The organism is Granulicatella sp. 572.rep1_STHE, assembly GCF_001073445.1.
GTDB classification, from domain to species: Bacteria; Bacillota; Bacilli; order Lactobacillales; family Aerococcaceae; genus Granulicatella; species Granulicatella adiacens.
In genome coordinates, this window is record NZ_JVBO01000043.1 from 13008 (window position 1) to 25492 (window position 12485).

At 38.6% G+C, this 12485-nt stretch carries 12 protein-coding genes; 10 read left to right on the forward strand and 2 right to left on the reverse strand.

All coding sequences use genetic code 11. The annotated features are described in order from the left end of the window. The first annotated feature begins 75 nt into the window (after nt 1-75). A complete protein-coding gene (locus ADH99_RS09220; RefSeq protein WP_049555772.1) occupies nt 76-1623 on the forward strand; it encodes a ClC family H(+)/Cl(-) exchange transporter in 1548 nt (515 codons plus the stop codon). A 52-nt stretch (nt 1624-1675) separates the two neighbouring features. Beyond that, the gene (locus tag ADH99_RS09225) at nt 1676-1936 is read left to right on the forward strand and encodes a hypothetical protein (protein ID WP_049555771.1); all 261 of its coding nucleotides are present in this window, start codon (nt 1676-1678) and stop codon (nt 1934-1936) included. 33 nt (nt 1937-1969) lie between these two features. Here the strand turns inward: ADH99_RS09225 and ADH99_RS09230 are convergent, their stop codons facing one another. Next, nucleotides 1970-2695, reverse strand: coding sequence for an N-formylglutamate amidohydrolase (locus tag ADH99_RS09230; RefSeq protein WP_049555770.1), 726 nt, complete (start codon nt 2693-2695; stop codon nt 1970-1972). Between the two features lie 93 nt (nt 2696-2788). On the opposite strand from ADH99_RS09230, the gene pepF reads away from it, so the two are divergent. Further along, complete coding sequence (gene pepF, locus ADH99_RS09235; RefSeq protein WP_049555769.1) at nt 2789-4597, forward strand: oligoendopeptidase F; 1809 nt, start codon at nt 2789-2791, stop codon at nt 4595-4597. Between the two features lie 135 nt (nt 4598-4732). On the opposite strand, the gene ADH99_RS09240 is transcribed toward pepF, so the two are convergent. Next, entirely contained in the window at nt 4733-5485 is a 753-nt protein-coding gene (locus tag ADH99_RS09240; RefSeq protein WP_039849118.1) for a DeoR/GlpR family DNA-binding transcription regulator, read from the reverse strand. Nucleotides 5486-5625: 140 nt separating this feature from the next. Here ADH99_RS09240 and ADH99_RS09245 point away from each other — a divergent pair, with 140 nt between their 5' ends. The 7 genes from ADH99_RS09245 to ADH99_RS09275 all read left to right on the forward strand — a co-directional run bounded on the left by ADH99_RS09245 (nt 5626) and on the right by ADH99_RS09275 (nt 12476). Next, nucleotides 5626-6348 carry a class II aldolase/adducin family protein gene (locus tag ADH99_RS09245; RefSeq protein ID WP_005606906.1) on the forward strand — a complete coding sequence of 241 codons (723 nt, stop codon included), beginning with the start codon at nt 5626-5628 and terminating at the stop codon, nt 6346-6348. Between the two features lie 19 nt (nt 6349-6367). Next, the gene (locus tag ADH99_RS09250; protein WP_049555768.1) at nt 6368-8134 is read left to right on the forward strand and encodes an L-fucose isomerase; all 1767 of its coding nucleotides are present in this window, start codon (nt 6368-6370) and stop codon (nt 8132-8134) included. 18 nt (nt 8135-8152) lie between these two features. Continuing rightward, the gene (locus tag ADH99_RS09255; protein WP_005606903.1) at nt 8153-8449 is read left to right on the forward strand and encodes a PTS sugar transporter subunit IIB; all 297 of its coding nucleotides are present in this window, start codon (nt 8153-8155) and stop codon (nt 8447-8449) included. A 4-nt stretch (nt 8450-8453) separates the two neighbouring features. Further along, complete coding sequence (locus ADH99_RS09260; RefSeq protein ID WP_049555767.1) at nt 8454-8825, forward strand: PTS lactose/cellobiose transporter subunit IIA; 372 nt, start codon at nt 8454-8456, stop codon at nt 8823-8825. Next, nucleotides 8818-10314 carry a sugar ABC transporter ATP-binding protein gene (locus ADH99_RS09265; protein ID WP_005606899.1) on the forward strand — a complete coding sequence of 499 codons (1497 nt, stop codon included), beginning with the start codon at nt 8818-8820 and terminating at the stop codon, nt 10312-10314. Before ADH99_RS09260 ends, ADH99_RS09265 begins: the two co-directional genes overlap by 8 nt. A gap of 18 nt (nt 10315-10332) precedes the next feature. Beyond that, entirely contained in the window at nt 10333-11316 is a 984-nt protein-coding gene (locus ADH99_RS09270; RefSeq protein WP_005606897.1) for an ABC transporter permease, read from the forward strand. Nucleotides 11317-11393: 77 nt separating this feature from the next. Further along, nucleotides 11394-12476 carry an ABC transporter substrate-binding protein gene (locus ADH99_RS09275; RefSeq protein ID WP_049555766.1) on the forward strand — a complete coding sequence of 361 codons (1083 nt, stop codon included), beginning with the start codon at nt 11394-11396 and terminating at the stop codon, nt 12474-12476. The last annotated feature ends 9 nt before the right edge of the window (nt 12477-12485 follow it).

Genomic DNA, 12485 nt, shown 5'->3' on the forward strand with positions numbered 1-12485 from the left:
ATTTTCATTTCTTCCTTTTTTTATGGGCAGACTTTGATATAATGAAAGAGAATAAATTGTAAAGGATGAGTGCGAGTGGAGTTTTGGAGTCATTTGAACCCTAGGAGATACCGCAAATCAGGGTATATTGCTATTGGCGCATTAATCGGAGTCCTAGCAGGAAGTGCGGTTAGTTTATTTAGATATATGATTGGTTTTATTTTAGAACAAGTAGTGACCGTCTATTCATTTTTAAGAGAACAACCGCAATGGATTCTGGCATGGATTCTCTTTAGCCTTGTAATGGGGGTTATTTTAGGGCAGATTGTAAAGAGCGATCCTGATATTAAAGGAAGTGGGATTCCACAAGTAGAATTACAACTTCAAGGAAAGATGGATATGAATTGGTGGTCTGTCTGTTGGAAGAAATTCGTCGGTGGAGCGATTTCGATTGGCTCAGGACTCTTGCTTGGACGTGAAGGTCCTTCGATTCAATTAGGAGCATCAGTTGGTCAAGGAGTGGCAGAGACCTTTAAGGCAAATCGTGTACAGAAGAATGTATTTATTTCCAGTGGAGCTGGCGCCGGCCTTGCCGCAGCATTTAATGCTCCGATTGCGGGACTTATGTTTGTATTAGAAGAAGTTCATCATACTTTCAGTCCACTTGTCGCCGTGACAACTCTAACAGCGGCAATCGTGGCTAACTTTATTTCATTAAATGTATTTGGGACGCATCCATCGCTTAACCTTGGGAATGACCAACGTTTTCCGATGGAATATTATGGATATGTTGTCCTTCTTGGCATTGTCCTTGCAATTTTTGGATTAGCGTACCATCGTCTCACATTAGCTTTGCCAAAGATTTACAAGACGCTTTTCCCAAAAGTGGCACCATATAATTACTGTCTCATTGCCTTTATGTTGATTATTCCTCTTGGCATGTGGAATCCGCATGTTTTAGGCGGTGGTGGTGAGTTAGTATTAGCACTCGTTAAAGAAAATCATACTGTTCAATTTTTAGTGGGGCTATTTGTGATTCGTTTTGTCTACTCAATGATTTCATACGGAACGGGACTTCCTGGAGGGATTTTTTTACCGATTCTTTCACTTGGAGCTCTTCTTGGATTGGCATATGCTGAATTCCTCATTGAATTTTTAGGGGTAGACCCAAGTGTACGTGTGAGCTTCGTCTTTTTTGCGATGGCAGGGTATTTTGCGGCGATTGGGAAAGCGCCCCTAACAGCTTTACTTCTTGTAACAGAAATGGTGGGAGGCTTAAACCAATTAATGCCGCTTGGAATTTGTACTTTAGTGGCGTATATTGTGGCTGACTTCTTGAAGATGGACCCAATTTATGAAGTGTTGGCAGAACGTTTAGATAAAGAACATTCTACTACTACCAAAGGAGAACGAACGACTTTTGAAATTCCAATTATGGTAGATAGCTCGCTGGTTGGAAAAGCCATTCGTGAAGTAGAGTGGCCAAAAGAGATTATTATTGTAACCATAAGACGTGGTGCAAAAGAAATAGTGGCAAAAGGAGATACGATTCTTCTATCTGGTGACATCTTAATCGTTGTGTGTGATGAAGGTATAGTGGGTGCAATGACCGAACAAATGACCAAAATTGCAAGTGCCATCTAGAGATATTTCAAAATAAATGGTATACTGTTGAAAAGTCAAGAGGTGAAGATGAATGAGTAACTCAGGGAAAAATTTTCAAAGAACATTTAACCAATACGTCAGAAGAAATCAAGGTTGGGTATTTATTATTCTAACGCTCGTAATATTATTTTTATCAGTATTTATCTTCCGAAGTTTCTCGAAAACGACACCAACTCCATTAGAGAACTATCAAGATCAAATGACGAAAATGCAAGAACAAATTAATTCTCAAGCGGAGAAGATTCAACTCCTCGAAGAGCAAATTAAAAAATTACAGGAAAAAACAAATTAGAATAAACACCTAGATACGATCGTAAGAAGGTATCTAGGTGTTTTCATTATTGAGTTGATCAAAAATATGATGTAGTTTTTTCTGCAATTTATTAAACTTTATGTCGTCTGGTTTGTTTCCATTTAAATATAAGGAGTATGGAATTTCTATTTGTAGAGCTTGAACACGTTCTTGCCTTCCAAAAGTGGCAACAATACTTCCTCCTGAAAAAGGAGTATCTAAACGAGTAGGGAGGTTTTGTTCTTGAAAGAGAGCTTCGATTCTCTGAAGGGAATTCTTACTGATAGAAGTCTGTTTCCTGCTCCCAAGTATCATTTCATGAGAAGGAAAAAGCGAATCATCATAACTGTGTAAATCTAAAAGAAAAACCTGTTGGTGAATGTTCAATTTTTGAGTTAAGAGCTCTTGAGTTTTACGATAGTAAGGCTCGTAATAATCTTGAATCCATTGTCTTTGCTTCTGTTTTGAAGGGAAGTTTTTAAATAGAGGGACACCTTCTTCATCTGTCCTTGGAATAATCGGTTGAATGGAGTGTTTCTGTGTCATTTTAAATCGATTCACATCAACAATGTATCTAGAAACCGTAGCTTGGATGATTGTATAAGAATTAGAAGCGACTAATTCAGGAAGAAACCAATCGGTATGATTTCGTTTGGCATGTGGATTACAAAGAACTTCTATTTCTTCTGGAATATGGAGCCCACTATGAGGAATAGACAGTAAAAGAGAACTGTTAGAAAGTTCGTTTTGAATATACAAAGAGCCACCTGCTTTCGATTTTCTAATAGTCCTAGTATAGCAAACGATAGGGAGATTGTGTATAATTGATACTAACTGAAAAGGAGTGAAATTATGGCTGAAATTAAATTAGTACCAAGAAGTGAAGTAGATCCTTCTATTACATGGGATATGACTTTACTTTACCCAAGCGACGAAGCATTTTATGCAGAGTTGGACAGACTAAAGAAAGAAATGAAAGCTTTCAAAGATAAATATGAAAACAAATTAGGAGATTTAGAAGTATTAGATGAAGCGATTCGCCAATATGAAGCGATTGAATTAGCAGTATACCGCGCTTCTCATTATGCAGAACTCCCAATGACCGTAGACCGCTTGAATCCGAAAGTGATTGAAAATGCGACAGCGTTTGAAGCAGTCAGCGTATCCTATGCGGAAAATATGAGCTTTGTGATGACAGAACTCATTTCATTAGAAGAAGACTTCTTAAATCAATTCGTGGCAGAGAAGAGACCAGACTTAGCCTACTTTGTTGAAAAAGTGATTCGCCAAAAGAAACATACGCTCTCAAAAGATGCAGAACAAGTGTTATCAAACTTAAGCAGCTTACCAGGTTTCTACCAATTATATGAAGTAACAAAACATGAAGATATGCAATTCGAGTCATTTGAAGCAAATGGGAAGACACTTGAAAATAGCTTTGTATTATACGAAAACTTGCACGAAATGGATGCGGACAAAGAAGTGCGTCGCGCTGCGGCTAAGAGCTTCTACAAGACGTTAAACGCATATAAAAATACAGTTGCCAATGAATACATTTCTCAATTGAAGAAAGAAAAAATGATGGCAACAATGCGTGGATATGATAGTGTGATTGACTACTTATTAGACGAACAAGATGGGGATCGTGAATTATACGACCGTCAAATTCGTATGCTGATGACAGATTTAGCGCCTCATATGCAACGCTACATTAAATTATTAGCGAAAGAACACGGCATTTCTGATATGCAATTTATGGATGCCAAAATCAACTTGGATCCAGAATTCGAAGTGGATATGACGATTGAAGAATCTCGCGAGTACTTGAAGAAAGCTTTAGGCATTCTTGGCGAAGACTATAAAGCGATGATTGATGAAAGTTATGACAAACGCTGGACTGACTTCCCACAAAACATTGGTAAGAGTACAGGCGGATTCTGTGCGACGGTTCCTAACGTTGCCGGATTTATTCTATTATCATGGACTGGTAAAATGAACGAAGTATTCGTGTTAGCGCACGAATTAGGACACGCATATCACTTCATGTCAACAGGGAAACATCAATCGATTTTAAACAATGAGTGTTCATTATACTTCGTTGAAGCTCCTTCAACATGTAATGAAGTCATCGTTTCAAACTACTTACTCAAAACAAGTACAGATGCTCGTTTCAAACGTTGGGTGATCAGTAATATGATTAGCCGTACGTATTTCCACAACATGGTTACTCACTACATGGAAGCTGTGTACCAAGATCGTATTTATAAGATGATTGATAATAACGAAATGTTAAACGCAGATGTATTATCAAACGTGAAAAAAGAAGTGATGCAAGAATTCTTTGGAGACAGCTTAGATGTCAACGAAGGGGCAGAATTAACTTGGATGCGTCAACCTCACTACTACATGGGATTATATCCATATACGTATTCAGCAGGGCTTACAATCGGTACTGCAATTGCCAACCAAATCGAAGAGAATCCTGAACACGCTAAAGTATGGTTAGATACATTGTCTAAAGGTGGAAGCATGTCTGCCAAAGACTTAGCGATTCATGCGGGTTGTGATGTTTCAACAGATGAACCATTAAAACAAGCGATTGCTTACGTTGGACATTTAGTAGACCAATTAGAAAGCTTAACAGCAGAATTAAAAGCATAATCATAGTAAATAAAAAACGCGCTACAATCGTAGCGCGTTTTTTATTTAAGTGATAACTATGACTAACTTGAGATGAAGATAGTCCACTTTCAAAATGTTCAATTGAATTCATTTATTTATCTTTGTTTTCTATTGTTACCAAAGAATTTCGCATTGAGCACCCACCGTATCTTGAAAGGATTCGACAGGAGCTTGATTGGTTACAATATAGTCAATAGCATTGTAATTAGATAACTTGAAGTAATGACTCGTATTAAACTTTGAGTGGTCCGCAAGAAGTATCGCAACATCAGAGTTTGCAATCATCTGTTGCTTAAAAAGTGCTTGACTATGATTAGCTTCATAAGCAGCGAAACGGTCAAGCCCTCGACAGCTCATAAAGCAAATATCAGCATGGAAATTATTGATAAAACCCGTCGCAAAATCTCCCAAAGCCGAGTTTGTTCCATAGCCGATATGTCCTCCGCAGAAGAACAAAGTTATATTTTCATAATTGTTCAACTTACGTGCAATTTCGATCCCATTTGTAATCACACGTAAATTCTGAAGAGTTCCTAAGTGAGGAGCGAGTGTGGCGCACGTGGATGAACTATCGATAAAAATCGATTGGTTATCCGTTAAAAAAGTGGAGGCTGTTTCCGCTATTTGTTGTTTTCCCTGAGTTTCTTCATGGCTTCTGCTATCGTAAGCGTATTCAATATTGTTTGTAGTAACAAGTCGAACTTCACCATGAGATCGAATGATTTTTCCTTCTTTTTCCAATTTAATCAGGTCACGCCTCAATGTAGAGGTGGAGCAGTACATCAACGCTTCCAATTGAAAGGTTGAGATGATTTTCCTTTTCGTGAGAATATCCATAATACGGGACATTCGCTCGAAAGATACCATAATAAAACCCCCTAGTTGAACGTTTTTGAACATTTATGAACAAATTATAGCACAATACTTGAAGGATGTTCAATAGTTCATCCACGTATTGTATCCGCTTTCTTCAGTTGCTAATATATTAATCAGAAAGGGATGATACTATGACTTTTGATGAACAAGTAGTACGCGAACAAATTTGTGATGTGTGTCATAAAATGTGGCAACTAGGATGGGTAGCTGCCAATGACGGAAATGTCTCAGTTCGTATTGATGAGGATACCATCATCGCAACACCAACAGGTATCAGTAAGAGTTTTATCACTCCTGAAAAACTCGTTAAATTAAATATGAAAGGGGAAGTAATTGAAGCCAACGAAGGCTATCGTCCTTCAAGCGAAATTAAAATGCATATTCGCTGTTATGAAGAACGTGACGATGTGAGATCTGTTGTTCATGCTCATCCGCCAATTGCAACCGGATTTACATTAGCACATATTCCATTAGATACTTATTCACTAATTGAAAGTGCGATTGTTATCGGTTCAATTCCAATTACACCATTCGGGGTTCCTTCAACAATGGAAGTTCCAGATGCGATTACACCATACTTACAAGAACACGATGTGATGTTACTTGAAAACCATGGTGCATTAACAGTGGGTAGTGATGTCATTACAGCATACTACAGAATGGAAACATTAGAACTCGTGGCTAAATCAACATTCCACGGAAGAATGTTATTACTAACAAAAGGCATTGAAGAAAAAGAAATCTCAAGAGAAAAATTAGAGCAAATGTTCAAGATGCGCGAAAACTACAAAGTTACAGGACGCCACCCAGGATACAAGAAATACAATCCTGACGGAACGGTTCGTGAAGTGTAGAAGAATAGGAGGAACAAAAATGATTCAACATCCACGCATTGGGATTCGCCCAACTATTGACGGTCGTCGCCAAGGAGTTCGCGAGTCTTTAGAAGTTCAAACAATGAATATGGCGAAGAGTGTCGCTGCTTTAATCGAGTCCACATTGAAATATCCTGATGGACAACCGGTTGAATGTGTGATTTCACCATCAACAATTGGTCGTGTACCAGAAGCAGCAGCATCTCACGAACTATTCAAAAAATCAAACGTTTGTGCAACGATTACAGTAACACCTTGCTGGTGCTATGGTAGTGAAACAATGGATATGTCTCCTGATATTCCACATGCTATTTGGGGATTCAATGGAACTGAAAGACCAGGGGCTGTATATTTAGCAGCAGTTCTTGCTTCTCATGCTCAAAAAGGAATTCCAGCATTCGGAATTTACGGTAAAGACGTACAAGAAGCTACAGATACAGAAATTCCTGAAGACGTTAAAGAAAAAATCTTACGTTACGCAAGAGCAGCTCTTGCTACAGGTTTAATGAGAGATACAGCTTACTTATCTATGGGTAGCGTATCAATGGGTATCGGTGGTTCTATCGTAGATCCTAACTTCTTCCAAGAATACTTAGGAATGCGTAATGAATCAGTAGATATGACAGAATTTACTCGCCGTATCGACCGTGGCATTTATGATCACGAAGAATTCGAACGTGCGCTTAAATGGGTGAAAGAAAACGTTAAAGAAGGATTCGACCACAACCGTGAAGACCTTGTTTTGAGCCGTGAAGAAAAAGATAAACAATGGGAATTCGTGATTAAGATGTTCTTAATTGGACGTGACTTAATGATTGGAAACCCAAGACTTGCTGAACTAGGCTTCGAAGAAGAAGCGGTTGGTCACTACGCTCTTGTGGGAGGATTCCAAGGTCAACGTCAATGGACAGACCACTTCCCTAACGGAGACTTCATGGAAACATTCCTAAACACTCAATTTGACTGGAACGGAATTCGCAGACCATACATCTTCGCAACTGAAAATGATGCGTTAAACGGTGTATCAATGCTATTCAACTACTTATTAACAAACACTCCACAAATCTTTGCGGATGTTCGTACTTACTGGAGTCCAGAAGCAGTTGAACGTGTAACAGGACATAAACTTGAAGGCCATGCTGAAAATGGATTCTTACACTTAATCAACTCTGGTTCTTGTACATTAGATGGTACTGGTCAAGCTACAAGAAACGGTGAGCCAGTGATTAAACCATTCTGGGAATTAGAACAAAGTGAAGTAGATGCAATGCTTGCAAATACTGATTTCCCAGCAGCAAACCGCGAATACTTCCGTGGTGGCGGTTACTCAACTCGCTTCTTATCTAAAGGAAACATGCCTGTGACAATGGTTCGCTTGAACTTATTGAAAGGCGTTGGACCTGTATTACAAATCGCAGAAGGATACACACTTGAATTACCTGAAGATGTACACCATACATTGGATAACCGTACAGATCCAGGCTGGCCAACAACTTGGTTTGCTCCTCGCTTAACAGGTAAAGGCGCATTCAAGTCAGTATACGATGTAATGAATAACTGGGGTGCAAACCACGGTGCTATCACTTATGGACATATTGGGGCTGACCTTATCACTCTTGCTTCAATGTTACGCATTCCTGTAAATATGCATAACGTTGCTGAAGAAGATATCTTCAGACCTAAGAACTGGTCATTATTCGGAACAGAAGATTTAGAATCAGCTGACTACCGTGCATGCCAATTATTAGGACCTATCCATAAGTAATAGAAAGGAGAGACTAAAATGACAAAAACAATTATTTTAGCCTGTGTCGGTGGGTTAACAACAAGTATGCTCGTTGAACGCATTCAAGAAGTAATTTACCGTGATAAATTAGATTACTCATTCTACTCAGTAGGGATTACTGGGATTGATACTCTAAAAAATATTGATGTCTTATTATTAGGACCTCAATTAGCTTATTTAGAAGAAAAAGCAAAAGCTTCACTTCATGTTCCAGTTGCTGTAATTTCAGACGATGACTTTGAAAACATGCGCGGAGAAGAAGTTCTAAAACAAGCGATTGAATTATTAGGTTAAGCCAATGAGCGAGACAAAAAAAGTAGATACGCAACGATTGATGCAACTCATTGTCAAAAGTAGCAAAGTAACGACTTTAGCAATGCAATCCGTTAAGAGTGCTCTTGCAGGTGATATTTCATCTGCAAGAAGCCTCCTTGATGAAGCAAGAGTTAAAGGAGTTGAAGCGCATAATGTTCAAACAGAAATGATTCAGCAAGAAATTAGAGGCGAGGGAGATAGCCCTACACTTCTTTCCGTTCATGCGCAAGATCATTTTATGAACAGCCACTTGCTGCTAGAAGTTGTGAACATCATTGTAAATCAACAAGAACAAATAGAAACGCTGAAAGAGCGTATTACAAAACTGGAACAGGTAGGTGAAATGCATGAGTAATCCAGTTATTCTTGAAATGAAGGGAATTGTGAAATCGTTTGGACCTGTAAAAGCCTTAAAAGGTGTAGACTTTGACCTAAGAGCAGGTGAAGTACACGCGCTAATGGGTGAAAACGGGGCTGGTAAATCCACTTTAATGAAAGTATTGACAGGTATTTACGGCGCGAACGAAGGAACGATTCACTATAACGGAAAACAAGTAGAATATTCTAAGCCAAAAGAGGCTATGGACGATGGGATTGTAATCGTGCACCAAGAGTTGAATATGATGAACCACTTAACAGTGGCTCAAAACATCTTCATCGGTCGTGAAGAAATTAATCAAGGTCTCTTCATCAATGATAATGCCGGAAATAAAAAGGCAAAAGAATTATTCAAATTGTTGAAACTGGATATTAATCCACAAGAAAAAGTGGGAAACTTAACAGTTGGTAAACAACAAATGGTTGAAATTGCCAAAGCATTGTCAATGGATGCTAAGATTATTGTTTTCGACGAACCAACAGCAGCGTTAACAGAATCAGAAATTAATGAATTATTCGCAATTATTGATGACTTACGTGCTAAAGGTGTAGGAATTATCTATATTTCTCACCGTATGGACGAAATTGCCCGTATTACGGACCGTGTAACGGTTATGAGGGACGGGGAATATGTTGGAACTGTAAATACAAAAGAAACTACAAAGGACGAGATCATCGCAATGATGGTTGGTCGTACTATTTACGAAGATCCGAAAGCGGTTTCTGCAGTACCAGAAGGAGCACCTGTTGTATTAGAAGTGGAACACTTAAACTCAGGAAGCCACGTAAAAGATGTTAGCTTTGTGCTTCATAAAGGTGAAATCTTAGGTTTCTCTGGATTAATGGGAGCGGGCCGAACAGAAGTAGCTCGTTTACTATTCGGAGCGGATAAGAAAGATAGCGGAACAATTAAAATTAATGGTAAAGAGGTTGATATTAAAAATCCTCAAGATGCTATTAGAGAAGGTATTGGTTATCTTTCAGAAGACCGTAAACGTTATGGATGTATCGTTGATATGACCATTGCCAATAACACAGTAATGACAAACCTTGATAAGTACATTAAGGGTGGTTTAATCGATGACGGTGAAATTGTGAAAGTCAGTGATGAATTCGTTAAACAATTAAGAACGAAAACACCATCATCGAAACAACTAGTTCGTAACTTATCAGGTGGTAACCAACAAAAAGTTGTTATTGCGAAATGGCTAGAACAAAATAGCGATATTCTAATTTTTGACGAACCAACTCGAGGAATTGACGTTGGTGCGAAAAGTGAAATCTACTCATTAATGAATGAACTAGTAGCTCAAGGAAAATCAATCATTATGATTTCTTCAGAGCTTACAGAAATTTTACGTATGAGCGATCGTATTGTTGTCATGTGTGAAGGACGTAAAACAGGGGAACTTGATATCAGTCAAGCAACTCAAGAACGTATCCTCGCTTTAGCAACGGATCGATAATCGAAGAGAGGTATTGATATGGAAGAGAAAAAGTCCCTATGGACGAAACTGGTACAATCAGTTGGATTACAAAAATTAATTGCATTAATCGCGTTGATCGTGATTTTCACATTCTTTGCAGTCTCAAGTGAATCGTTCCGTTCGTTTGATACAGCGGTAAGCATTTTAGACGCATCTTATTACATTGGTTTCTTAGCAATTGGGGTAACATTCGTTATTATCACCGGTGGTATTGACTTATCAATCGGTACAGTAATGATGTGTTCTGCCATCGTTGGTGGAGTACTCCATACAAAAATGGGTTGGCCATTATGGCTAGCATTGTTGGCAATATTAGTGATTGGGGGTGTATTTGGATTATTCAACGGAATTTTAATTGCGAAATTTGGATTGCCACCATTCATCGCAACACTTGGTACAATGATGATTTCACGTGGTTTAAGCTCAATCGTATCAAACGTACAAAGTGTAACGTTCCCATTACGTGGAACTGGTGAAGGCTGGTATAAAGACTTATTCAGAACGCAAGATAATTTTCCGACCGGGTTGATCGTCTTGATTGTCGTAGCGATTATTGCAGCCATTGTTTTAAACAAAACAAAAATTGGTCGTTACATCTTTGCTATCGGTTCAAATAAAGAAGCTACTAGACTTTCAGGTGTAAACGTTATCAAATGGGAAGGTATGGCTTATGTTATCAGTGGACTTCTAGCAGGTCTAGCTGGTATTGCATATGCTGCAACGTATTCAACAATCCTTCCTGGTACAGGGAACGGTATGGAACTTGATGCCATCGCCGGAGTTGTAGTCGGTGGTACTTCACTTGCTGGTGGGGTTGGTTCTGTTGTTGGTACTATCATTGGGGTATTCATTATGTCTGTCTTGAAGATCGGTTTACCATACATCGACTTACAACCACACTATCAATTATTCATTACAGGTTTTGTTGTAATCGTTGCCGTTTACTCAGATATCTTAATCCGCATGAATAAGAAAAAATAAGTTTGATATTGTACACAATGAGTTGGGAAGACTCCTTCTTGGAAGGATCAAAAGGGACATATAAAGGAGAAAACATTATGAAAAAGTCATTCAAATATGCTATTGCAACTCTAGCTTGTGCTTCTGCATTATTAGCAGGATGTACATCAAATAAATCAAATGCTGATGGTGGAAAATCTCAATCAGGTGGCGACTTCAAAGTGGAAGTAATCGCGAAAGGTTTCCAACATGACTTCTGGAAAGCAGTTAACAAAGGAGCTGAAAAAGCAGCTCAAGAATTAGGGGCTAAAGTTACTTTCGTAGGACCTCAAAATGAAACAGCTATCGCAGAACAATTGGAACAATTAAATAACGCGATCAACAAAAATCCAAAAGCAATCGCTTTAGCTGCATTAGATACTGAAGCAGAATTAGATGCGATTAAACAAGCACAATCTAAAAACATTCCTATTATTGGGTTTGACTCAGGGGTTCCTGGGGCACCAGAAGGAGCAATTAAAGCTACTGCCTCAACAGATAACCATGCTGCTGGTGGTAATGCCGCTGAACACTTATTCCCATTACTAGAAAAGAAAATCGGCGACAAGAAAGTTCGTATCGGGGTTGTTTCTCAAGAAGTAAACTCACTTTCAATCACTCAAAGAACAAGTGGTTTCATTGATAAAATGGTTGAATTATTAAATAAAAAAGGCATTAAAACTGCTGTAACTGGACATGACAAGTTCAAAAACGATGTAAACGAAGCGGATGCAAAAGTTGTAATCGAAGTTCGTGTTCCAGCACAAGTAGATGATGCTGCAGGTAAAACAGAAGCTTCTACAGTTCTTGAAAAAGAAGATACTGTCGCAATCTATGGTTCTAATGAATTCGCTGCAAAAGCAATCATCAATGCTAACGGCGGTTTTAAAGAATCTAAACTTGGCGCAGACAAAATCTTAGCTGTTGGGTTCGACTCAGGTGCATTACAACAAGATGCTATCCGTAAAGGAATCTTCGTTGGTTCTGTAACTCAAGACCCAGTTCAAATTGGTTACCAAGCTGTTAAATTAGCGGTTGCCGCAGCTAAAGGTGAAACAGTGAAAGACGTGGATACTGGTTCTAAATGGTATGACGCTAAAAACATAGATAGCGATGAAATCAAAGCTTTACTATACGAATAAAAAATAGGG